This is a genomic window from Streptomyces sp. NPDC085524 (genome assembly GCF_044541755.1).
In the GTDB taxonomy this organism is placed as follows: domain Bacteria; phylum Actinomycetota; class Actinomycetes; order Streptomycetales; family Streptomycetaceae; genus Streptomyces.
In genome coordinates, this window is record NZ_JBITTH010000025.1 from 120,777 (window position 1) to 144,222 (window position 23,446).

19 protein-coding genes are annotated in these 23,446 nt (G+C 71.6%); 9 read left to right on the forward strand and 10 right to left on the reverse strand.

All coding sequences use genetic code 11. The annotated features are described in order from the left end of the window. Positions 1–105 precede the first annotated feature (105 nt). The 3 genes from ACIGFK_RS31870 to ACIGFK_RS31880 all read right to left on the reverse strand — a co-directional run bounded on the left by ACIGFK_RS31870 (position 106) and on the right by ACIGFK_RS31880 (position 7,415). On the reverse strand, positions 106–2,937 hold the full coding sequence (locus ACIGFK_RS31870; RefSeq protein WP_400054590.1) for a protein kinase: 2,832 nt from the start codon (positions 2,935–2,937) through the stop codon (positions 106–108). 78 nt (positions 2,938–3,015) lie between these two features. Continuing rightward, a complete protein-coding gene (locus ACIGFK_RS31875; protein ID WP_400054601.1) occupies positions 3,016–4,983 on the reverse strand; it encodes a serine/threonine-protein kinase in 1,968 nt (655 codons plus the stop codon). Between the two features lie 725 nt (positions 4,984–5,708). After that, positions 5,709–7,415, reverse strand: a complete 1,707-nt coding sequence (locus tag ACIGFK_RS31880; protein WP_376660794.1) for a glycerol-3-phosphate dehydrogenase/oxidase — start codon at positions 7,413–7,415, stop codon at positions 5,709–5,711. A gap of 275 nt (positions 7,416–7,690) precedes the next feature. Between ACIGFK_RS31880 and ACIGFK_RS31885 the strand changes: the two genes are divergently transcribed. Then, positions 7,691–8,920, forward strand: a complete 1,230-nt coding sequence (locus ACIGFK_RS31885) for a nucleotide sugar dehydrogenase (RefSeq protein ID WP_386467387.1) — start codon at positions 7,691–7,693, stop codon at positions 8,918–8,920. Positions 8,921–9,043: 123 nt separating this feature from the next. After that, positions 9,044–9,514 carry a hypothetical protein gene (locus ACIGFK_RS31890; RefSeq protein WP_376660792.1) on the forward strand — a complete coding sequence of 157 codons (471 nt, stop codon included), beginning with the start codon at positions 9,044–9,046 and terminating at the stop codon, positions 9,512–9,514. Between the two features lie 77 nt (positions 9,515–9,591). Here the strand turns inward: ACIGFK_RS31890 and ACIGFK_RS31895 are convergent, their stop codons facing one another. The 4 genes from ACIGFK_RS31895 to ACIGFK_RS31910 all read right to left on the reverse strand — a co-directional run bounded on the left by ACIGFK_RS31895 (position 9,592) and on the right by ACIGFK_RS31910 (position 13,998). Beyond that, on the reverse strand, positions 9,592–10,716 hold the full coding sequence (locus ACIGFK_RS31895) for a GuaB3 family IMP dehydrogenase-related protein (protein WP_376660791.1): 1,125 nt from the start codon (positions 10,714–10,716) through the stop codon (positions 9,592–9,594). A gap of 144 nt (positions 10,717–10,860) precedes the next feature. After that, entirely contained in the window at positions 10,861–12,360 is a 1,500-nt protein-coding gene (gene guaB, locus ACIGFK_RS31900; RefSeq protein WP_376661601.1) for an IMP dehydrogenase, read from the reverse strand. Between the two features lie 123 nt (positions 12,361–12,483). Then, on the reverse strand, positions 12,484–13,113 hold the full coding sequence (locus ACIGFK_RS31905) for a sigma-70 family RNA polymerase sigma factor (RefSeq protein ID WP_376661600.1): 630 nt from the start codon (positions 13,111–13,113) through the stop codon (positions 12,484–12,486). Between the two features lie 273 nt (positions 13,114–13,386). Next, positions 13,387–13,998 (reverse strand): response regulator transcription factor, encoded by a 612-nt coding sequence (locus tag ACIGFK_RS31910; protein WP_003948568.1) that lies wholly within the window; start codon positions 13,996–13,998, stop codon positions 13,387–13,389. Between the two features lie 389 nt (positions 13,999–14,387). Here ACIGFK_RS31910 and ACIGFK_RS31915 point away from each other — a divergent pair, with 389 nt between their 5' ends. Further along, a complete protein-coding gene (locus ACIGFK_RS31915) occupies positions 14,388–14,714 on the forward strand; it encodes a WhiB family transcriptional regulator (protein ID WP_376661599.1) in 327 nt (108 codons plus the stop codon). A gap of 243 nt (positions 14,715–14,957) precedes the next feature. On the opposite strand, the gene ACIGFK_RS31920 is transcribed toward ACIGFK_RS31915, so the two are convergent. Then, positions 14,958–15,857 carry a LysR family transcriptional regulator gene (locus ACIGFK_RS31920; protein ID WP_376661598.1) on the reverse strand — a complete coding sequence of 300 codons (900 nt, stop codon included), beginning with the start codon at positions 15,855–15,857 and terminating at the stop codon, positions 14,958–14,960. A gap of 89 nt (positions 15,858–15,946) precedes the next feature. Between ACIGFK_RS31920 and ACIGFK_RS31925 the strand changes: the two genes are divergently transcribed. From ACIGFK_RS31925 to ACIGFK_RS31935, 3 genes are all read left to right on the forward strand, one after another. Beyond that, positions 15,947–16,633, forward strand: coding sequence for an MOSC domain-containing protein (locus ACIGFK_RS31925; protein WP_376661602.1), 687 nt, complete (start codon positions 15,947–15,949; stop codon positions 16,631–16,633). Positions 16,634–16,664: 31 nt separating this feature from the next. After that, complete coding sequence (locus ACIGFK_RS31930) at positions 16,665–17,438, forward strand: SDR family NAD(P)-dependent oxidoreductase (protein ID WP_400054594.1); 774 nt, start codon at positions 16,665–16,667, stop codon at positions 17,436–17,438. A 65-nt stretch (positions 17,439–17,503) separates the two neighbouring features. Further along, a complete protein-coding gene (locus ACIGFK_RS31935) occupies positions 17,504–18,202 on the forward strand; it encodes an ester cyclase (protein ID WP_376661596.1) in 699 nt (232 codons plus the stop codon). Between the two features lie 108 nt (positions 18,203–18,310). On the opposite strand, the gene groL is transcribed toward ACIGFK_RS31935, so the two are convergent. After that, positions 18,311–19,939, reverse strand: coding sequence for a chaperonin GroEL (groL, locus tag ACIGFK_RS31940; protein ID WP_376661595.1), 1,629 nt, complete (start codon positions 19,937–19,939; stop codon positions 18,311–18,313). Between the two features lie 112 nt (positions 19,940–20,051). Next, positions 20,052–20,360 (reverse strand): co-chaperone GroES, encoded by a 309-nt coding sequence (gene groES, locus ACIGFK_RS31945; RefSeq protein ID WP_007265952.1) that lies wholly within the window; start codon positions 20,358–20,360, stop codon positions 20,052–20,054. Positions 20,361–20,615: 255 nt separating this feature from the next. On the opposite strand from groES, the gene ACIGFK_RS31950 reads away from it, so the two are divergent. The 3 genes from ACIGFK_RS31950 (at position 20,616) to ACIGFK_RS31960 (ending at position 23,187) form a co-directional block, all read left to right on the forward strand. Next, complete coding sequence (locus tag ACIGFK_RS31950; RefSeq protein ID WP_376661594.1) at positions 20,616–21,086, forward strand: hypothetical protein; 471 nt, start codon at positions 20,616–20,618, stop codon at positions 21,084–21,086. An 84-nt stretch (positions 21,087–21,170) separates the two neighbouring features. After that, positions 21,171–21,647, forward strand: a complete 477-nt coding sequence (locus ACIGFK_RS31955; protein ID WP_376662452.1) for a DUF6234 family protein — start codon at positions 21,171–21,173, stop codon at positions 21,645–21,647. A gap of 142 nt (positions 21,648–21,789) precedes the next feature. After that, a complete protein-coding gene (locus ACIGFK_RS31960; RefSeq protein ID WP_376662451.1) occupies positions 21,790–23,187 on the forward strand; it encodes an FtsW/RodA/SpoVE family cell cycle protein in 1,398 nt (465 codons plus the stop codon). Positions 23,188–23,446: the final 259 nt, after the last annotated feature.

The following is a 23,446-nucleotide window of genomic DNA, read 5'->3' on the forward strand; positions in this document are numbered from 1 at the left end:
TCAGGCCGCCAGATTACGGAGCCCACGGGTGCTGCCGGAACCGCACGGGGCCGTAAAGGCGGCACTGTGACGCAATCGCCGTACTGATCCGTCGTCAGTACGGTCTCAGCCACCGGACTTGTAACTCGCCGTGGCCTTCTCGAAGACCTCGGTGACCTTGCCCTGCTCGTCCTCCGGTCCCGTGACCATGACGACGTGATAGCTGCCGGCGAGCGCGACGACGAAGTTGCGCGCGAAGACGTTGCGGCCGGTGCCGTCGATCCACGTGTAGCGGCCGGTGGCCTGGAGCTGCTGGCCGACCTTCGTCGTCTTCACGTCGCCGACGGAGGACCAGGTGGAGGTGCGGTACGGGGTCAGCTCCTGCTCCTTGTCCTTCTGGTAGGCCGCCGGGTCGGGATTGCCCTCCACCTTGTCCCGGCCGGGCACGACGGTCAGCACGAACTGCCCGCTGACGTACCGCACCTGACCGGCCTCGTTGACGCTGCGGCGCTCCCAGCCCTCCGGGACGGCGATCTCGAAGTGCTCGGGGTCCTGCTGGGTGGTGTAGCCGGGCGGGGCGCTCTGCGGCGGCGCGGTCGTCTGGGCCGCGGGCTTGGACTCGGGGGTCCCGGTGGGCACGTGGGAAGGAGCCCGGCTCTGCTGCTGCTTCGGGGATGTCGGCGCGGCATCGGGCTGCCCCTCGCCGTCCGCCGCGCGGGGCATGAACAGCATCGCGTACGCCACCCCGCCGGCGAGCAGGACGAGGATCCCGAGGAGCAGGGTCCGGCCGAGGGAGCGGGGCTTGCGGGTGCGCGTGTTGGCCGGATTCCGGTGCCGGCCGTGGAGTTCGCCGCGGCGGCGTACGACGGGCAGGCGCGCGGGATCCGGCTCCGCCATCGGAAGCATGGCCGGACCGGCGCCCGACTCCGGCTCGGGCGCCGACCGGACGAGCGAACGCAGCCAGCCGCGCAGCTCCTCGAAGTCGGGCCGCTCGGTCGGGTCCTGGCGCAGCAGCGACTCCACGATCGGGCGCAGCGCGCCGCACTCCTCCGCGAAGGCGGGCGGCTCGGCGCAGACCAGCTCGACGAGTTCGGCCGCGCTCTCCTCCGGGTAGGGGGCGTGGCCCTGCACGGCGCGGAACAGCAGCGCGCCGAGCGCCCAGAGGTCGGTGGCGGGGCCGACGGGGGCCGCCAGCTGCCACGGCCCGGACACGCTGCGGGCCTGCTCGGGAGCCCAGCGCTCGGTCACCGCTCCGACGACGGCCATCCGCGTCTGGCGAGCCCGCTCGGCATCCAGCCCACTCCGCGGCCGGCCCGCCTGCGGCCGGCCCGCCTGCGGCTGCGCGTACCCGGGGGGAGGGCCTCCCGGCGCGGCCTGCCGAGCGGGCACCCGGCCGTCACCCGCCGGGGCCTGCGGCTGCGGCTGCGGCTGCGGCTGCGGCCGCCCGTACCCGGGCTGCGGCTGTGGCTGCGTGTACCCGGGGCCGGCCGACCCGCCCTGCGGCGCGACGCCGCCCGCGGGCAACGGCTGTGCGGGAGCAGGGGTCTCGGCCTGCCGGTACCCCTGCGGCAGGGCGAGCTGCGCGGGCAGCCCGGGCTGCTGGCCGGCGGACAGGGCGGGCGTCCCGGGGTGCGGTCCGGTGGGCTGGGCGGGGAGCTCCGGTCGTGGCGCTTCGGCCTGCGGTGGTGTCCCGGCCGGGGGGAGGGCCTGGCGGCGGGGCGTGGCGCCGTGCCAGGGGGCGGTGGCGCCCGACTGCGGGCCGCCGTACGGGTACGAGTACCCCTCCGGGAGGTTCGACCCCTCGCGCCTCGGCTCCGGCTCGGCCGCGGCGGCCCCTGCCGCCTCCGCTTCCGCCTTGCGCTGCTCGGTGACGCGGGCGGCGGCCGCCCGCGACCCGGCCCGGTACGCGGCGATGGCTCCGGCCCGCGCCGCGGCCTGGAGGTCGGGCCGCTCCTCGGCACGCCCGGGGGTGATGTGGTCCGTGTAGCGCGGCCCCGTGTCGTATCCGGGCGCCACCAACGGCGCGTACCGCGCCTGCGTCTCGGGCGACGGCTGCTCCGCGTGCGGGCTCACCTCCGGCCCGGCGCCGTACGCCTGGTCCCCGGCACCTGCGCCGTGGCCGGGTTGTCCCCCGACCGCCCCGGACCCCTGACCGTACGCATCGCCGGGGGCGACCGGACTCCCGCCGTAGCCACCGCCAGGTTCCGCGGCCCACGCGTCGTCGCCGGAGGACCCGCTCCACGGCTCGGAGCCGAGAACAGCGGGCCCGAGGCCCGGAACACCGTCACCGGCACCAACACCCGCGCCCACGCCCGCATCCGCGTCCGGACCCCCGCCGCCCGGCCCGGCGCCCCACGCCTCACCGCCGGAGGCGACCGCACCCGGGTCCCGCGGGACCGGGTCGTACCCGCACAGTGCTTCCTCCGCGGCACCCGCGGCCAGGCCCGTCAGGACCACGCGGCCGTCCTCGCAGACCAGCACCGTCCGAACGGTGATGTTCCGGTGCGTCCACCCGTGCGCGTGCAGCACCCGCAGCGCGGTCAGTACGTCCGACGCCACCTCCGCCGCCCGGTACGGGCTCAGCGGTTCGTCCGCGATCAGCGAGGCCAGCGGCCGGGCCGGAACCAGTTCGCTCACTATCCACAGCGAGCCGTCTTCCGCGAACACGTCGAAGACCTGGTCCAGCCGGGGGTGGTCCGGGATCGCGGCCGCGGCCTGCGCCGCCTCGATCGCGCGCCGCACGGCCGGCAGTTCCCCCGCGGGGAGGGTCTGCGGCCGCGGCCCGTCCATCAGCTCGGCGTCCACGACCTCCGGCAACGGGACCTGCCGCACGAGGACTTCCTGCCCGCTGCGCGTGTCGAAGGCGCGGGTCTCGACGAGTTCGTAGTCGGCGTAGTCGTCCGGCGGCAGCGGCAGGCGGTAACGGTGGGCCAGGATCCGGCCCGCGTACTCCTCCACATCGCCTCCCCCGAGTGCGCCGGGTCCCCCGTGGCCCCGCTGACACGATACGTCGCCGGGGCCGCCCGCGTCCCGGGGTCAGCCGAGCGGCTGGAAGGTCTCGAACGCCACGTTGCGCATCTGCGTGCACTCCGCGCCGTCCCACTGGTCGGCCGGGCAGCTGATCATGATCGCGTAGCCGTGCGTCGCGTCCATCTTGAAACCGCGGTTGAGCACGCGGACCTTGATGCCGTCCTGCACCCGCTCGAACTCCCAGTCCGCGACGGTCGGATAGTTCCGGTAGTTCACCGGGTTGATCCCGATCAGCCGGTAGCCCGAGCTGCTGCCGGCCACGGCCCGCTCCAGCTCCATCCAGGCCTTGCGCGCGTCGCTGCCGGGGCTGTCGTTGTAGTCGACCTGGATGCGCGGGAAACCGCCGTCACGGCTGTATATGGCGCCGGAGTTCTTGCCGGCTATGCCCGTCTGGTGGAAGCCCTGGGGCATGGCCATGGAGAAGTGGAACCCGGGGTCCGTCACCGTGGCGAACCCGGACGGCAGTCCGCCGCCCGCACCGCCCGGTGCGGCGCCCTGCCCCTGGCTGGTGCTGGTGGTGCCGGGGTCGCCCGCGCCGGTGTTCGCGGAGGAGGACGGCGAGTTCTGGGGCGTGTTCGGCGAGGCGGCCGGCGGGGTGTTCTGCGTGGTCCCGCCCTGGCCGCCCGGGGTCACGTTGCCGGAGGCGACCGGCGTGGGCTTGCCGCCGTTCTTGCCCTGCTCCTTCTTGCCGTCCTCGTCGTCGCCGCCGACCACGTAGGCGATCAGCGAACCGACCGCGGCGAGCACCACCAGTACGGCGGCCACCGCCATCGCGATCGTGCGCCGCGGCATGACGTCGGTGAGCGGGGCGGCGACGGGCGAGGGCTTGCCGGAGGCCGGGGCCTCGGCCGCCGAGGCGGTGGGCACGGCCGCCGCGGCAGCTGCGGCTGCCGCAGCTGCCGCGGCTTCCTTGCGGGCCGACTTCAGTGCGGCGCGGGCGCGTTCGCGCTGCTCGCGCTCCCGCCGGTCGCGTTCCTTCTTCGCCGCCTTCTCGGCCGCCTTCTCCGCCTTTTCGGCAGCGGCCTTGTCCGCGGCCTCCTTGGCGTCGACCAGCGATATCTGCCGGGTCTCCTCCGCGTTCGGTGCCACGACCGGGGGTGCGACGGGCTCCGGTGCGTTCACGACGGCGGTGAGCATGGCCCGGGCACCGTCGTCGTCGAGGCGCCGCGCGGGGTCCTTGACGAGCAGGCCGTAGATGACGTCGGCCAGCGGGCCCGCGTTCTTGGGCGGCTCGACCGGCTCGGTCATCACGGCGGTGAGGGTGGCGAGGGCGGAGCCCTTGTCGTACGGGGGCACGCCCTCGACGGAGGCGTACAGCAGGCCGCCGAGCGACCACATGTCGGCGGGCGGGCCGGGCTTCTGACCGCGGGCGCGCTCCGGGGAGATGTACGAGGGGGCTCCGACGAGCATGCCGGTGGAGGTGACGGAGGGGTCGCCCTCCACCTGCGCGATGCCGAAGTCGGTCAGGACGACCCGGCCGTTGGCGGCGATGAGCACGTTGGACGGCTTGACGTCCCGGTGCAGGATCCCCTGGCCGTGGGCGGCGCGCAGCACGTCGAGCACGGCGAGGCCGACCTCGGCGGCGCGGCGCGGGGTCAGCGTGCCGTTCTCCCGGACGAACTCGGCGAGCGAGGGTCCCTCGATGAGCTCCATGACGATCCACGGCCGCTCGTCCTCGTCGACGACGTCGTAGACGGTGACGGCGCCGCCGCTCCGGATCCGGGCAATGGCCTTGGCCTCGCGCAGGGTACGGGTGATGAGGCGGCGCTTCTCGTCCTCGTCGACGCCGGTGCTGAAGCGGAGCTCCTTGACGGCGACGGTACGGCCCAGGGTCTCGTCCTGGGCCCGCCAGACGGTACCCATGCCGCCCTTGCCGAGCACGGCTCCGAGCCGGTAGCGCCCGGCCAGCAGCCGCCCTTCGGTGCCCCCGTCCGCAGCGGCCTTGGCAGCCGCCGCCTTGACGGCCGCCGCCACGGCATCGGCCTTCTCGACGACGGGATTGACCGTTTCAGCGCCCGCAGCCGGGGCCGCGGCCGGGGCCTTCCCGGAAGCCGGCTTCGCCCCATCGGCCTGCGCCGCAGCCTTGCTCAGGTTCGGCTTGGCGGCACCCTTCCCACCGTCAGCAGCCGCAGCAGCAACCGGCTTGGCGTCCTCCGGCTCTGCCGCACCCTTGCCGGCATCATCCGCCTCTGCATCCGCAGGCGCGGTATCCGCAGGCACGGCATCCACAGGCGCGCCCTTGCTCGAGCTCGCCTTCGCGGCCGCCTTCCCACCATCAACAGCCCTGGGAGCAGCCGCAACCGGCTCCGCGTCCTCCGGCTCCGCCACGGGCGCGCCCTTGCTCGAGCTCGCCTTCACGGCCGCCTTCCCACCATCAGCGGGCGCAGCCGCAACCGGCTCCGCGTCCTCGGGCTCCGCCACGGGCGCAACGGCAGGCTCGGCCACAACGGGCTGCGCATCCGCAGCGGACCCGGCCGTGGCCGAAGACGCACCCTCGGACTTCGCCGCAGGCCCAACGGCAGGCGACTCGGTGTTCTCCGGCTTCGACATGCGTCCCCTCTGCGTTCCTGCAGCCTGCCCCGGCTGCCCCGGCAGCCGCCGGGGCCCGCTATAACCCGCCCCGGCAGAAACCTCATTGTTCCTCACTCCGCAACTGACGGGCGCCCCGGGTCCGCGGTTCCCCCTTCCGCATCGCGGACTTACAACGGAACGATGTCGGGCGCACCGAGCCTTGCCGCATCTGCCGTCTGGTCATCCGGCTGGCGCTGCGATTCCCGCTCCGCCTGGACCCTCTTCTCGTAGTGCTCCACTTCCTTCTCGATCTGCTGCTTGTCCCAGCCCAACACCGGCGCCATCAACTCCGCGCACTCCCGCGCCGACCCCGTCCCGCGGTCGAAGGTCTCGATCGAGATCCGCGTCCGCCGCGTCAGTACGTCGTCCAGGTGCCGCGCCCCCTCGTGCGAGGCCGCGTACACGATCTCGGCCCGCAGGTAGTCCTCCGCCCCGGTGACCGGCTGGGCCAGTCCCGGGTCGGCGGCGATCAGGTCGAGCAGTTCCTCCGTCAGCGACCCGAAACGGTTCAACAGGTGCTCCACCCGCACCACATGGAGTCCGGCCCGCCCCGCGATCCTCGCCCGCGCGTTCCACAGGGCGTGGTAGCCCTCGGCCCCCACCAGCGGCACGTCCTCCGTCACGCATTCCGCGACCCGCTGGTCCAGCCCGTGCACGGCCTCGTCGACGGCGTCCTTGGCCATGACCCGGTACGTCGTGTACTTGCCGCCCGCGACGACCACCAGCCCCGGCACCGGGTGCGCCACCGTGTGCTCGCGGGAGAGCTTGCTCGTCGCGTCCGACTCGCCCGCCAGCAGCGGCCGCAGGCCCGCGTACACACCCTGGACGTCGTCCCGCGTGAGCGGCACCGCGAGCACCGAGTTCACGTGCTCGAGCAGGTAGTCGATGTCGGCGCTCGACGCCGCCGGATGCGCCTTGTCGAGGTCCCAGTCGGTGTCCGTGGTCCCGATGATCCAGTGCCGTCCCCACGGGATGACGAACAGCACCGACTTCTCGGTCCGCAGGATCAGCCCGCTGCTGGAGTGGATCCGGTCCTTCGGGACCACCAGGTGGATGCCCTTGGACGCCCGCACGTGGAACTGTCCGCGCTCCCCGATCAGCGCCTGGGTGTCGTCCGTCCACACCCCCGTCGCATTGACCACCTGCTTCGCGCGGATCTCGTACTCACCGCCGCCCTCGACGTCGCGGACCGTCGCCCCGACCACCCGTTCGCCCTCGCGCAGGAAGCCGACCACCCTCGCCCGGTTGGCGCAGTGCGCCCCGTACGCCGCGGCCGTGCGCACCAGCGTGGCGACGTACCGCGCGTCGTCCATCTGGGCGTCGTAGTACTGCAGGGCCCCCACCAGCGCGTCCTTGCGCAGCGCCGGCGCCACCCGCAGGGCGCGCCTGCGCGAGAGGTGCCGGTGGACGGGCAGGCCGCGTCCGTGGCCGCTGGAGACGGACATGGCGTCGTACAGCGCGACGCCCGAGCCCGCGTAGAAGCGCTCCCAGCCCTTGTGCTGCAGCGGGTACAGGAACGGCACCGGCTTCACCAGGTGCGGGGCGAGGCGCCCCAGCAGCAGGCCGCGCTCCTTCAGGGCCTCGCGCACGAGGGCGAAGTCGAGCATCTCCAGGTATCTCAGGCCGCCGTGGATCAGCTTGCTGGACCGGCTGGAGGTGCCGGAGGCCCAGTCGCGCGCCTCCACCAGGCCGGTCGACAGGCCCCGGGTCACGGCGTCGAGCGCGGTGCCGGCGCCGACCACGCCCGCGCCCACGACCAGGACGTCCAGTTCCCGTTCGGCCATCCGGGCGAGGGCCTCGGCGCGCTGCGCCGGTCCGAGTGTCGCTGTCCTCACGGCTGCCTCCCGTTGGTGCGGGTGTTCCCGCGTCGTACGGACGTGCCCGCGTGGTGCGGGTGATCCCGCTCACATCCCCGTTTTCACGATTCTGACCGGCCGCACCCACATCAGCCACTGCCTGTGGACAACACAACGGTGGCCTTCACCCTGGAATGCGACATATCTGTCATATATACGCCTAGTCTGACATTGCGCCAGCTCCCTGCGTGGCCTATCCGTCCACGGGGCCCCAGCGCACATCCCCCTCGTGTCAGGGAAGGGACGGCACCCCCATGCCCGCAGACCTCGCCGTCATCGGACTCGGCCATCTCGGCCTCCCCCTCGCCCAGGCGGCCGTGGCCGCCGGGATCGAGACGGTCGGCTACGACAGCGGTCCGGTCACGGACTCCACCCTCACAGCCGCCGAGATCCGCCGCATGTCGGCAGCGGGATTCCGGGTCACCACCAACCCCGCCGAGCTCGGCCGGGTCCGCACCGCCGTCATCTGCGCCCCCACCCACCTCGGCGCCGACCGCGCCCTCGACCTCTCGGCCGTCGGCGAGGCGGGCCGCGCGCTCGCCGCCCGCCTGCGCCCGCACACCACGGTCATCCTCGAATCCGCCGTCCACCCGGGCGTCACCGAGGAGTACCTGCGCCCCATCCTCGAAGAGGGCTCCGGACTCCGGGCCGGCCGCGACTTCCACCTGGCCTACTCCCCCAGCCGGCTCGATCCCGGCAACCGCACCCACGGCATCGCCAACACCCCGAAGGTGATCGGCGGCCTCACCCCCGCCTGCACCGAGTCCGCGCACGCCTTCTACGCCCGCCTCAGCGAGAAGGTGGTCCGCGCCCGCGGCCTGCGCGAGGCCGAGACCGTACAGCTCCTCGAAACGAACTACCGGCACGTCAACATCGCCCTCATGAACGAGATGGCGGTCCTCTGCCACGACCTCGGCGTCGACCTGTGGGACGTCATCCGCTGCGCCGAGACCAAGCCGTACGGATTCCAGGCTTTCCGCCCCGGCCCCGGCGTCGGCGGCCACGGCGTCCCCCTCGACCCCAACTACCTCCCCCACACCACCCGCACCCCGGGCCACCCGCTGCGCATGGTCGGCCTGGCGCAGGAGATCAACAACCGGATGCCGCAGTACGTCATCCAGCGCTCCGCCACCCTGCTGAACGAGCACGGAAAGTCCGCACGCGGCGCCCGCGTCCTGCTCCTGGGCGTCACCTACAAGCCCGACCTCGCCGACCAGGAGGGCTCCCCGGCGCGCGAGATCGCCAGCCGCCTCCTCGACCTGGGCGCGCTGATCAGCTACCACGACCCGTACATCGCGGGCTGGCGGGTACGGGACCAGCCGGTGCCGCGCGCCGAATCGTTGTACGAGGCCGCCGCCAACGCCGACCTCACGATCCTGCTCCAGCACCACCGCACCTACGACCTGCAAGGCCTCGCGGTGAAGGCCCAGTTGCTCCTGGACACCCGCGGAGCCAGCCCGGCGGGCGCCGCGCACCGGCTGTAAGTGCCCGGAAAATCCCCCTCACGGATGTCGTAAGCGACTGCTAGCCTGCGGCGTCACTTCTTTATCTCGCACATACGTCCCCCAGGACACGTGTGCCCACGATTCCCTGGGGGGGATCTCCGCATGAGCCAGAACTTCCAGCCGCCCGCGCCCGACTCCTTCACCGAGGCCCCCGCCCCGGCCCCGGCCCGCACGGGCAACATCGGCCTCGGCATCGCCGCCGCGGTCGTCGCGGCCCTGGTCGCGGCCGCGATCTACGGCGCCATCATCGGCTCCACCAAGCACGAGATCGGCTACGCCGCCGTCGGCGTGGGCATCATCGTCGGTTTCGCCGCCGGCAAGCTCGGCGGCAGCAACCCGGTCCTCCCGGTGGTCAGCGCGGTCCTCGCCATCGGCGCGGTCGTCGCGGGCCAGCTGCTCGGTACCGCCATCATCGGCGCGGACGTCCTCAACTCCAGCGTGATGGACCTCCTCACGAACGGCTTCGACCTGGTCCAGGCGTCCTGGAAGGAGGACCTCGACCCGATGTCCTTCCTGTTCTTCGCCATCGGTGCGGTCCTGGCCTTCCAGACCGCCCGCAAGACGGCCGCCTGATCAGGCCCGGCCCCGGAAACGCCGTCAGGCCCGGCCCCGCGGATGCGGGCCGGGCCTGACGTGTGTCCGGGAACGGATCAGCGGCTGTGCTGCGAGTCCGCGACCGTGACCTCGACCCGCTGGAACTCCTTGAGCTCGCTGTAGCCGGTGGTGGCCATCGAGCGGCGCAGCGCGCCGAAGATGTTCATCGAGCCGTCCGGGGTGTGCGACGGGCCGGTGAGGATCTCCTCGGTGGTGCCGACCGTGCCGAGGTCGACCTTCTTGCCGCGCGGCACGTCCTCGTGGACGGCCTCCATGCCCCAGTGGTTGCCCTTGCCGGGCGCGTCGGTGGCGCGGGCCAGCGGGGAGCCCATCATCACGGCGTCGGCGCCGCAGGCGACGGCCTTCGGGATGTCGCCCGACCAGCCCACGCCGCCGTCGGCGATGACGTGCACGTAGCGGCCGCCGGACTCGTCCATGTAGTCGCGGCGGGCCGCGGCCACGTCCGCGACGGCGGTCGCCATCGGGACCTGGATGCCGAGGACGTTGCGCGTGGTGTGCGCGGCGCCGCCGCCGAAGCCGACCAGCACGCCCGCGGCGCCGGTGCGCATCAGGTGCAGGGCCGCCGTGTAGGTGGCGCAGCCGCCCACGATGACCGGGACGTCCAGCTCGTAGATGAACTGCTTCAGGTTGAGCGGCTCGGCGGCGCCGGAGACGTGCTCGGCCGACACCGTGGTGCCGCGGATGACGAAGATGTCCACGCCCGCGTCGACGACGGCCTTGGAGAACTCGGCGGTGCGCTGCGGGGAGAGCGCGGCGGCGGTGACGACGCCCGAGTCGCGCACCTCCTTGATCCGCGCGCGGATCAGGTCGGCCTGGATCGGGGCGGAGTAGATCTCCTGGAGGCGGCGGGTCGCCGTCGCCTCGTCCAGCTCCGCGATCTCGTCGAGCAGCGGCTGCGGGTCCTCGTACCGGGTCCACAGGCCTTCGAGGTTCAGCACACCGAGGCCGCCGAGCTCGCCGATGCGGATCGCGGTCTGCGGGGAGACGACCGAGTCCATGGGGGCGGCCAGGAAGGGGAGCTCGAAGCGGTACGCGTCGATCTGCCAGGCGATCGAGACCTCTTTCGGGTCCCGGGTACGCCGGCTCGGGACGATGGCGATGTCGTCGAACGCGTACGCCCTGCGGCCGCGCTTGCCGCGCCCGATCTCGATCTCAGTCACGTGTGGTGGCCTTTCCTCTGGGTCTGCCCGTCCAGTATCCCCGAACCCCGGGGACCTGCGTTCCGGTGACCGCTGTACGGACGTACGCGCGGGCACGCCGAAGGGGCGGGCCCGGACGGGCCCGCCCCTTCGGCGGTGTCGTGATCAGCCCTTGCGGCTGTAGTTGGGAGCCTCGACCGTCATCTGGATGTCGTGCGGGTGGCTCTCCTTGAGGCCCGCCGAGGTGATCCGGACGAAGCGGCCCCGGTCCTGCAGCTCGGGGACGGTGCGGCCGCCGACGTAGAACATCGACTGGCGCAGGCCGCCGACGAGCTGGTGCACGACCGCGGAGAGCGGGCCGCGGTAGGGGACCTGGCCCTCGATGCCCTCGGGGATGAGCTTGTCGTCGCCGCCCACGTTCTCCTGGAAGTAGCGGTCCTTGGAGAAGGAACGCTGCTCACCGCGGGACTGCATCGCGCCGAGCGAGCCCATGCCGCGGTACGACTTGAACTGCTTGCCGTTGATGAAGAGCAGCTCGCCCGGGGACTCCTCGCAGCCCGCGAGCAGCGAGCCGAGCATCACCGTGTCGGCGCCCGCGACCAGGGCCTTCGCGATGTCGCCGGAGTACTGCAGGCCGCCGTCGCCGATGACCGGGACGCCCGCGGCCTTGGCGGCCAGCGAGGCCTCGTAGATCGCGGTGACCTGCGGGACGCCGATGCCGGCGACGACGCGGGTGGTGCAGATGGAGCCGGGGCCGACGCCGACCTTGATGCCGTCGCAGCCGGCGTCGATGAGCGCCTGGGCGCCGTCGCGGGTGGCGACGTTGCCGCCGATGACGTCGACGGAGGAGTTCGACTTGATCTTGGCGACCATGTCCCCGACCAGGCGGGAGTGGCCGTGGGCGGTGTCGACGACGATGAAGTCGGCGCCCGCCTCGATCAGGGCCTGGGCGCGCTCGTAGGCGTCGCCGGCCACGCCGACCGCGGCACCGACGAGCAGCCGGCCGTCCTTGTCCTTGGCGGCGTTCGGGTACTTCTCGGCCTTGACGAAGTCCTTGACCGTGATGAGGCCCTTGAGGACGCCCGCCTCGTCGACCAGCGGCAGCTTCTCGATCTTGTGGCGGCGCAGCAGCTCCATGGCATCCACGCCGGAGATGCCGACCTTGCCCGTGACCAGGGGCATCGGGGTCATGACCTCGCGCACCTGGCGGCTGCGGTCCGACTCGAAGGCCATGTCGCGGTTGGTGACGATGCCGAGCAGCTTGCCCGCGGGGTCGGTCACCGGGACGCCGGAGATGCGGAACTTCGCGCAGAGCTCGTCGGCCTCGCGGAGCGTCGCGTCCGGGTGCACCGTGATGGGGTCGGTGACCATGCCGGACTCGGAGCGCTTGACCAGGTCGACCTGGTTGGCCTGGTCGGCGATGGAGAGGTTGCGGTGCAGGACACCGACGCCGCCCTGGCGGGCCATCGCGATGGCCATGCGGGACTCGGTGACCTTGTCCATGGCCGCGGACAGCAGCGGAACGTTCACCCGCACGTTGCGCGAGATGAGGGAAGAGGTGTCGATCGCATCGGGCGCCATGTCCGACGCGCCCGGCAGCAGCAGCACGTCGTCGTAGGTCAGTCCGAGCGTGGCGAATTTGTCGGGCACTCCGTCGGCGGTCATGACACCTTCCCAAATGGTCTTGCTCAGCGCGGATGTCCATGCTAACGGGATCGCGCCGCGTCTCATTCCACGATGAAGATCGACGGCCATTTTCGTATATTGCTACAAGTTTCGCGGCGCGATCTACTGCTCTGCGAGCGCGCGGAGCCGGCTGAGCGCCCGGTGCTGGGCCACCCGCACCGCGCCGGGGGACATCCCGAGCATCTGCCCGGTCTCCTCCGCGGTCAGCCCGACGGCGACGCGCAGTACGAGCAGCTCGCGCTGGTTCTCCGGCAGGTTCGCCAGCAGCTTCTTGGCCCAGGCGGCGTCACTGCTCAGCAGCGCCCGCTCCTCCGGCCCCAGCGAGTCGTCGGGGCGCTCGGGCATCTCGTCGGACGGGACGGCCGTACTGCCCGGATGCCGCATGGCGGCCCGCTGCAGGTCGGCGACCTTGTGCGCGGCGATGGCGAAGACGAACGCCTCGAAGGGCCGCCCGGTGTCCCGGTAGCGCGGCAGGGCCATCAGGACGGCGACGCAGACCTCTTGCGCCAGGTCCTCGACGAAGTGACGGGCGTCACCGGGGAGGCGGGAGAGGCGGGTGCGGCAGTAGCGGATGGCAAGGGGGTGCACGAAGGCGAGCAGATCGTGAGTGGCCTGCTCGTCGCCCTCCACGGCCCGGCGCACGAGCGCGCTGACGGCCCCGGCGCTGCCGCCCTTGGCGGCGCCGGTGGGGCCTGTGGCCGCGGGTGACCCCGGGGCCTCGTCTTCACGCATCAATCCATGGTGCCTTGGCGCCGGCGGATCCGCGGCACCGCGGCCCGTTTCATGCGTCGAAGCGTTATGAGCGGGTGCGCCTGAACTCATGCTTGCGCCCTCCCCTCCCGCTCGGCCGAATGGTCCCCGAGGACGGGGACCCCACATTTCCAAGAATGCGGCACACCCTCAAGGATGCGGCATCGCGCACGAAGCGACACGTCCCCCGGATTGTGCCCCGCCAACCCCCGGGTGCGCACCGGGTACGGCGGGGCTCACCGTCGCCGGGCGGAGTCAGCGCACGAGGCCCCAGCGGAAACCGAGCGCGACGGCGTGCGCACGGTCCGAGGCGCCGAGCTTCTTGAAGAGCCGGCGGGCGTGGGTCTTGACCGTGTCCTCGGAGAGGAAGAGCTCGCGCCCGATCTCCGCGTTGGACCGGCCGTGGCTCATGCCCTCCAGCACCTGGATCTCACGCGCGGTGAGCGTGGGCGCGGCGCCCATCTCGGCCGAGCGGAGCCGGCGCGGGGCCAGTCGCCAGGTCGGGTCGGCGAGCGCCTGGGTGACCGTGGCCCGCAGCTCGGCGCGCGAGGCGTCCTTGTGCAGGTAGCCGCGGGCCCCGGCGGCGACCGCGAGGGCCACGCCGTCCAGGTCCTCGGCGACCGTCAGCATGATGATGCGGGCGCCGGGGTCGGCCGAGAGGAGACGGCGGACCGTCTCCACACCGCCGAGCCCGGGCATCCGGACATCCATCAGGATCAGGTCGGAGCGGTCGGCGCCCCAGCGGCGGAGGACTTCCTCGCCGTTGGCAGCCGTCGTCACACGCTCGACGCCGGGCACGGTGGCAACCGCGCGACGGAGCGCCTCTCGGGCAAGCGGGGAGTCGTCGCAGACGAGGACGGAAGTCATGACCGCCCTCCGCAGCTGCTGATGCGCGTCACCTTGAGCCTCCAGGCTGGTACGTATCGTCACCTGTGCGGTCGATGCTCTCGGACACCTGTCCGCGAACTTCTTGGTTCAACCGCCTTCGCACTCTCAACGATGGTCACTCGAAAGAGTTACGGGTCGGACGGACACCTTCGGCACTCTACGTGAGGAACCGATCACGACACGGGCGCCACAAGTCATCTGTCCTCCATCTGGAGCTATGCCCTATTTGGCGGCTTTCCTTCCGTTTGGCACATGTCTGAGGCTAGATTCCCAATGAGTCATATTTACATCTACTCCGACAGTAGGTGTGGAGACCCTTGGAGACATGGCCCGTATCCGCCTCAGTACCGGCACCAAGAGGACTACCAATGGCAGATTTCTCCCGCCTCCCAGGACCGAACGCCGACCTCTGGGACTGGCAGCTGCTCGCCGCCTGCCGCGGGGTCGACAGCTCCCTCTTCTTCCACCCGGAAGGCGAGCGGGGCGCGGCGAGGAGCGCGCGCGAGGCCTCGGCTAAAGAGGTCTGCATGAGATGCCCGGTGCGTTCGGAATGCGCCGCGCACGCACTCGCCGTCCGCGAGCCCTACGGCGTGTGGGGCGGCCTCACCGAGGACGAACGCGAGGAACTGATGGGACGCGCCAGGCACCGCCTGATCCCCGCGTCGAGTGCGATCGCACCGATCACGCCGCACTGACGGAACACGAGACGAAACGCCTGAAGGAACGTTTCACCTCCGATCCCCGACCCTCGAATCCCGAATCCCTCCGAACCGCCGCCCGCGCCCGGGCGTGCCGGGACTCCGGCCCGCACGTCACGCGTTCGGCCGTGCGCACGAACCCGTGTGCGTACGGCCGGCGCGTGCGTGCGGCAGGCGCGAACGGTCGGCGCGCGCGTGCATGCGTACGGCGCGCGGGCAGGGTCGGCGCGCCCCCCACGGTCAGCGCGCGGCGGCCCGTTCCAGCTCGGCCAGGGTCGCGGCCACGGCCGGCACCCTGGCCAGGTCGGGCAGGGTCAGCGCCACGACCTCCCGCTCCACGGCCGGTTCCACGGCCAGGGTGCTCACTCCCTTGGCCCGTACGGACTCCACCGCGAGCTCCGGCAGCACCGCGACGCCCAGCCCGGCGCCGACCAGTCCGACCACCGCCGGGTAGTCGTCGGTGGCGAAGTCGATGCGGGGGGTGAAGCCCGCGCCCTCGCACACCTCCACCAGATGGCGGCGGCAGCGCGGGCAGCCCGCGATCCAGGGCTCGTCGGCCAGCTCCGCCATGCCCACCCGGTCCGCTCCGGCCAGCCGGTGCCCCTCGGGGACCAGGCCGACGAGCCGGTCCGTCAGCAGCGGCCGCACCACCAGGTCCTCCCACTCGGCGGCCGACCCGGCCGAACCGCCGTACCGGAACGCCAGCGCCAGGTCGCAGTCGCCCTCGCGCAGCATCTCCACCGAGCGCGGCGGCTCGGCCTCTACCAGCGAGATGCGGGTGCCCGGATGCTCGGCGCGCATCGCGGCGAGCGCGGTCGGCACCAGGGTCGAGCTGCCGCTGGGGAAGGAGACGAGGCGGACCCTCCCCGCGCGCAGCCCGGCGATGGCCGCGACCTCCTCCTCGGCCGCCGTCAGCCCGGCCAGGATCCCCGCGGCGTGCCGGACCAGGGCCTCACCGGCCTGGGTCAGCCGCATCTCGCGGCCGGTGCGGATGAGCAGCGGCGTGCCGGCGGACTGCTCCAGCGCTTTCATCTGCTGGGACACGGCCGGTTGGGTGCAGCCCAGCTCGCGGGCGGCGGCGGAGAAGGAACCGGTCCCGGCGACGGCGCGCAGGACCCGGAGATGACGTGCCTCTATCACCCTTCGAGCATAAGCCCTGCTTTGATCACTGCGCGAATACTCCCGTGACGCTTTGGGGCGATCCGGCTAGCGTGACCCCCATGGGACCCATGCATCTCGCCTCCGTGAACCTCGGCCGCGCGACGGCCGTCGACTACACCGACGCGGAAGGCGGGGTGACGGGCCACGGCAAGCGCCCGGTCCCCGGGCCGGTCCGCGTCTTCGCCCCCGGCTCGAAGGCCACCGGCCACGGGAGCGGCCTCGAAGGTGACGCCGTCTGCGACCGGCGCCACCACGGCGGCGACCACCAGGCCGTGTACGCGTACGCCCGCGAGGACCTGGACTGGTGGGAGGCCGAACTGGGCCGCGAGCTGCCCGGCGGGATCTTCGGCGAGAACTTCACGACCTCCGGCATCGACCTGAACGGCGCGCGGCTCGGCGACCGCTGGCGGGTCGGCCCGGACCTCGTGGTCGAAGTGGCCTCGGCCCGCATCCCGTGCCGGACCTTCCAGGGAGCGCTCGGCGAGCGCGCCTGGGTCAGGCGGTTCACCCAGGGGATGCGGCCGGGCGCGTACCTGCGCGTGATCGAGGAGGGGCACGTCTCCCCCGGCGACCCGGTCGAGATCATCCACCGCCCCGACCACGACGTGACGGTCTCGCTCTGGTTCCGGGCCTTCACCACCGAGCGGAGCCTGATGCCGCGCACCCTGGCGGCGGGCGCCGCGATGGAGCCGGAGGCCCACGCGGACGTGCACGAGTACATCGAGAAGTACGGGTCGTCGAACGGGGCGCAGTAGAGCCGTCACCGGGGGCCGCTAGGTTGCGCCTATGACGACTGCGTTGATTACGGGATCCACGGCGGGCATCGGCGCCGCCTTCGCCAGGCGGCTCGCGGCCCAGGGGCACAACCTGGTGCTGGTGGCACGCGACACCAAGCGGCTCGGCGAGCAGGCCACCGAGCTCCACGACCGGCACGGCATCGAGGCCGAGGTGCTGACCGCCGACCTCTCCACGGAGGAGGGCATCGCGGCCGTCGAGGAGCGGCTGGCCGACCGCACGCACCCCGTGGACCTCCTGGTCAACAACGCGGGCTTCGGCAACAAGGGCCGCTACCTCGAGGTCACCATGGCCGACGAGCTGACGATGCTGAAGGTGCACATCGAGGCCGTCCTGCGGCTGACGTCGGCAGCCGCCGAATCGATGCGCTCGCGCGGCCGCGGCGGCGTGATCAACGTGGCCTCGGTCGCCGCCTTCGTGCCGCGCGGCACGTACGGGGCCAGCAAGGCGTGGGTCGTGCAGTTCACCCAGGGGGCGGCGAAGGACCTGGCGGGCTCCGGGGTGCGGCTGATGGCGCTGTGCCCGGGATTCGTCCGTACCGAGTTCCACCAGCGGGCCGGCATGGGCACCGACAACATCCCCGGCTGGATGTGGCTCGACGCCGACAAGCTGGTGGCCGCAGCCCTGGCCGACCTGGCGCGCGGCAAGACCGTCTCGATCCCGGACCCCCGCTACAAGGCACTGATGGGCGTGGTGAAGCTGACCCCGCGCGGGCTGCTGGGCGGGGTGTCCTCGCGTACGGGACGGAAGTACGGACCCCAGTGACAAACCGGGCCGAAAGGGTGAATTCTTCCTAGACTGGATGTGCCCCATCGAGCCCGGGAGACACCATGACCAGATTCGTACAGATAGTCGACTACGAGACCAAGCAGCCCGAGGCCCTGAACGCCCTCCTCGACAAGTACGTCGCGCAGAGCCAGGGCAAGCGCACGGTGACCCACAGCATGATGGGCAAGGACCGCGAGTCCCAGAACCACTACGTCGAGCTGGTCGAGTTCCCCTCGTACGAAGAGGCCATGAAGAACTCGGGCCTGCCGGAAACGGACCGGATGTTCCAGGAGATGGTGGCCCTCTGCGAGGGCATGCCGACCTTCACCAACCTCGACGTCGTCCGCGACGAGCACCTCAACACCATGATGGTGAACCGGATGTTCGACGACATCGCGCTGAAGGGCGACATGAGCGCGATCGACGAGGTCTTCGCCCCGGACTACATGGACCACGACGTCATGAAGGGCACGGAGCCGAGCATCGGCCGCGACGCGATCCGCGAGGACGTGACGGGCTGGCGGAACGCCTTCGACTTCACGTTCACGAAGAAGGCGCAGCTCGCGCAGGACGACTGCGTCACCACCGTGTGGACGTGGACCGGCACCCAGAAGGCCGACTTCATGGGCATCGCCAACACCGGCAAGACCTGTTCCATGGACGGCACCACCACCTTCCGCTGCGAGGACGGCATGATCAAGGAAGGCTGGTGGCACTACGACGCCATGTCCCTCATGCGGCAGCTGGGAGTGATGGAGTAGCGCACGGCCCGACCGCACGCCGGCCGGGAGAACGGAAAGGCCCCCACCGCACTCGCGTGCGGCGGGGGCCTTGTCCGTTCAGGCGTTCAGCCCTTCAGGCCGTCAGCCTCAGTGGCTGTGGCCGTGACCGTGGCCGTGACCGGCCTCGGCCTCTTCCTCCGCCGGCTTCTCGACGACCAGGGTCTCGGTCGTGAGCAGCAGGGAGGCGATGGAAGCGGCGTTCTCCAGCGCGGAGCGGGTGACCTTGACCGGGTCGATGACGCCGGCCTTGACCAGGTCGCCGTACTCGCCGGAAGCGGCGTTGAAGCCCTGGCCCTTGTCGAGCTCGGCGACCTTCGAGGTGATGACGTAACCCTCGAGACCGGCGTTCTCGGCGATCCAGCGCAGCGGCTCGACGGCGGCGCGGCGGACGACCGCGACACCCGTGCCCTCGTCGCCGGACAGGCCCAGGTTGTCCTCCAGCACCTTCACGGCGTGGACGAGCGCGGAGCCACCGCCGGAGACGATGCCCTCCTCGACCGCGGCGCGGGTCGCCGAGATGGCGTCCTCGAGGCGGTGCTTCTTCTCCTTGAGCTCCACCTCGGTGGCGGCGCCGACCTTGATGACGCAGACGCCGCCGGCGAGCTTCGCCAGGCGCTCCTGCAGCTTCTCGCGGTCCCAGTCCGAGTCGGTGGACTCGATCTCGGCCTTGATCTGGTTGACGCGGCCGAGGACCTCGTCGGAGGAGCCGGCACCGTCGACGATGGTGGTGTCGTCCTTGGAGATGGTCACGCGGCGGGCGGAGCCCAGCACGTCCAGACCGGCCTGGTCGAGCTTGAGGCCGACCTCTTCGGCGATGACGGTGGCACCGGTGAGGGTGGCCATGTCCTGGAGCATCGCCTTGCGGCGGTCACCGAAGCCGGGGGCCTTGACGGCCACGGCGTTGAAGGTGCCACGGATCTTGTTGACGACGAGGGTGGAGAGCGCCTCGCCCTCGACGTCCTCGGCGATGATCAGCAGCGGCTTGGAGCCACCCGCCTGGATGACCTTCTCGAGCAGCGGCAGCAGGTCCTGGATGGACGAGATCTTGCCCTGGTTGATCAGGATGTACGGGTCGTCGAGGACGGCCTCCATACGCTCCTGGTCGGAGACCATGTACGGCGAGAGGTAGCCCTTGTCGAAGGCCATGCCCTCGGTGAACTCCAGCTCCAGGCCGAAGGTGTTGGACTCCTCGACGGTGATGACACCGTCCTTGCCGACCTTGTCCATCGCCTCGGCGATGAGCTCGCCGACCTGCTGGTCCTGCGCGGAGAGCGCGGCCACGGCGGCGATGTCGGACTTGTCCTCGATCGGGCGGGCGGTCGCGAGGAGCTCCTCGGACACGGCCTTGACCGCGGCGTCGATGCCCTTCTTCAGGGCGGCCGGGGAAGCGCCGGCGGCGACGTTGCGCAGACCCTCGCGGACCAGCGCCTGGGCCAGCACGGTGGCGGTGGTGGTGCCGTCACCCGCGATGTCGTTGGTCTTGGTCGCCACCTCCTTCACGAGCTGGGCGCCCAGGTTCTCGTACGGGTCGTCCAGCTCGACCTCGCGAGCGATGGTGACACCGTCGTTGGTGATGGTGGGCGCGCCGAACTTCTTGTCGATGACGACGTTGCGGCCCTTGGGGCCGATCGTCACCTTGACCGTGTCGGCAAGCTTGTTGACGCCGCGCTCGAGGGCGCGACGGGCGTCCTCGTCGAACTTCAGGATCTTCGCCATGGGAGCGGTTCAGCCCTCTCGAAAACTCGGGTTTAACGAACTGCGCCCCTCGCCGCCCGGCAATCAGCGGGGTGACCAGGGGCGCAGCTCAAAGCAGTACTGGAGAAGCGAATTACTTCTCGACGATCGCGAGCACGTCGCGAGCCGAGAGGACGAGGTACTCCTCGCCGCTGTACTTCACTTCGGTGCCGCCGTACTTGCTGTACAGCACGATGTCGCCGACGTTGACGTCCAGCGGGAGACGCTGGCCGTCCTCGAAGCGACCCGGGCCCACGGCGAGGACGACGCCCTCCTGGGGCTTCTCCTTCGCGGTGTCCGGGATGACCAGGCCGGAGGCCGTGGTCTGCTCGGCGTCGAGCGGCTGGACCACGATGCGGTCCTCAAGCGGCTTGATGGCAACCTTGGAGCTGGCGGTCGTCACGATCCGACCTCCCCCTTCGGAGATCCGGGGTTAACTGTCTGAGGTGGCGACCAGGTCGATCCGTCGTCGCGGGTGCCGGATCTGCCTGTCGCTGTGTTGGCACTCACCCGGGGCGAGTGCCAGGTGCGACACTATTCCGGCGATTAGCACTCGGTCAAGCGGAGTGCCAATTCTCGCCGTACGGCGTTGCGCGATCCCGCCCCTGAACCCCGGAAACACGGGCGTACGCGCGTTCGGGATCACTACGCTCGCGCCATGACCAGACTCGGCCCGGGCAGGCCGCACGCGGGATGGCGGCGGCGGTCGATCCCGATCACCGTCTGCCTCGCGGCCGGGGTCTACCTCCTGTCGAGCGCCGCGCCGCGCCTGGCGATCCAGCTGACCGGCGTGGCGGGCACGTTCCGCGCCGAGCAGTGCCGGGAGGCCCCGTACCAGGCGGGCGAGCGCGCCCTGACCTGCACGGGGAGCTTCACTGCGGCCGACGGCTCGTTCACCCTCACGGCGGTCGAGGTGGACACCGTGTTCGATACCCCGCCGGCCGGCCCGGTGGCGGTGACCGTCAGCGGGCCGCAGGCGGATACGGCCGTCCGGCGCAACGCCCTGGTCTGGCTCGGCCCGGCCACCGCAGGCGCACTGGTCCTGATCTACCCGACCCGAACGGCAGCGGCCGCCCTGAGCCGCTTCCGCCAGCCGGCAGCGACCAAATCCAGCCCCGCCGGCGCTTGAGGCGCGGGGTCCGGGGCGGAGCCCCGGGAGCTCCGGGCGCAGCCCCCTGTACGGCAACGCACACCGCCCGCGAGACTGCCGTACATGACGACCCGTCCGACACACCCGGCACACCCGGCACGCCCGGCACGCCCGGCACGCAAGCCGATGCACTGGGGAGCGGACCTCACCGTGGCCCTCCTCACCGCCCTGGCACTGGGAGCGGTGTCGCTCGTGGCCCTCTTCTACGTCACCGTCGACGAGTTCGGGCTGCTCGAACGCACCGACAGCGCCGCCGGCCAATGGCAGGGCCTGCCCCTCACCGCCCCGGCGTTCACCGTCCTCGGGGTCCTGTGCGGCGCCTCCACGCTGACCGCCCTCTGCTTCCGTCGGCTGCGCGCACCGTTCTCCACCACCGTGCACGCCCTGGCTTCCGTGGCGCTCCTCGGGCTGCTGCTGATCATGGCGGGCGCCTCGTACGAGACCGGCCACCCGGCGGAGACCAAGCCGGATCCGGCCGCCACCGAGCCGAGCCGGCAGTGCCGCAGCGGCGGCGACAGCAGCGAGTGCCCCGGGGGCTGAGGAACCACCGCGAGGACATAAACGTCATAGACGACATGAAGATAAAGCACCTCAATGCCGACCAGATCGGACGGAAGGCTTCCGGAACCCCGACCACACCGTCACGCCCCTCCCTCACCCCGAAGGACGTCGGCGGCATCCCGTGCGCGGGCTGAAACCCCTGACCTCGGCCGGCGCCCGCCGCCGCACCGAGGCGCTGCTCCTGGTCTTCGTCACCGCCATCGCGGTCTTCGGCCATGCCGCCGCGGGCCTCGCCATGAACGACGAGCTGCCGCCCAACCTGGCGGGCTTCACGCTCAGCCTGACCCTGCTGGCGCTGGTGGGACACCTGGGCGTGCGCCGGTTCGCGGCCTATGCGGATCCGCTGATCCTGCCCCTCGCCCTGCTGCTCACGGGGCTGGGGCTGGTGCTCCTGCATCGCCTCGACCAGAGCTACATCGAGCGCTGGGACGCGGACGCCAACGCGCCCGGACAACTGCTGTGGACGGTGGTGGGCGTCGCCGCCTGCCTCCTCGTGCTGGCCTTCCTGCGCGACCACCGCCTGCTCCAGCGCTTCATCTACATCACGATGGCCGTCTCGCTGGTGCTGCTGATCGCACCGGCGTTCTTCGGTGCGGACACCTACGGCGCCAAGCGCTGGATCATCCTCTTCGGCTTCTCGCTGCAGCCCGGCGAGTTCGTGAAGATCATGATCGCGGTCTTCTTCGCCGGCTACCTGGTCATCCACCGCGACTCCCTGGCCCTGACGGGCCGCAAGTTCCTCGGCGTCCGCCTGCCGCCCATGCGCCAGCTCGGCCCCATCATCACGGTGTGGATCATCTCGATGCTGGTCCTGGTCTTCGAGCGCGATCTCGGCACCTCGCTGATCTTCTTCGGCGTCTTCGTGGTGATGCTCTACGTGGCCACCGAGCGCACGAGCTGGATCGTGTGCGGTCTGCTCATGGCGGCCGTGGGCGCCTTCGCCGTGGGCTCGACCGAACCGCACGTGAAGGCCCGCGTGGCGGCCTGGCTCAACCCGCTGTCCTACTACTGGGAGGTGCCCCCGCCCGGTGTGACCTCGGACCAGTCGGCGCAGGCCCTCTTCAGCTTCGGCACGGGCGGCATCACCGGCACGGGCCTCGGCATGGGCCACCCGGAACTCATCAAGTTCGCCGGCCGCAGCGACTTCATCCTCACCACGGTCGGCGAGGAGCTAGGCCTGGCCGGAGTCATGGCCGTCCTGCTCCTCTACGCACTCCTCGTACAGCGCGGCCTGCGCATGGCCCTCGGCGCCCGCGACCCCTTCGGCAAACTGCTGGCGGTGGGCCTGGCCTCGGCGCTCGCCCTCCAGGTCTTCGTGGTGGCGGGCGGCGTCACCGGCCTGATCCCCCTCACCGGCAAGGCCCTCCCCTTCCTGGCTAAGGGCGGCTCGTCCCTCCTGGCCAACTGGATCATGATCGCCCTCCTCCTCCGCATCAGCGACAGCGCGGAACGCCAACGCGAAGCCGACGCAAGGGGCCCGGCGGAGACCACGATCACGCCGGTGGTGGTGGCGGGGTAGGGGGTACGGGGTCACGCGCGAGCGGGACTTCTCCCCCTGCACCCCCCGCCCGCGTGCGGCATTCGCCCACCCACCGCGAGCGGGGGGTGACGGCGGGCCGGAACTGTTGTGCACGGCGGAGTGGGGGTGGTGGCGGGGTCCGAGCCGGCCGGAATCAGAGAGGTCTTGGGGCTTTCCCGTCAGTCCCATAGTCCTTCCGTGTCGGGCCGGCCTGTCAAGGGCGCTCCTCCTTCGTCGTCGCGTCGCTTCGCGACGGCCT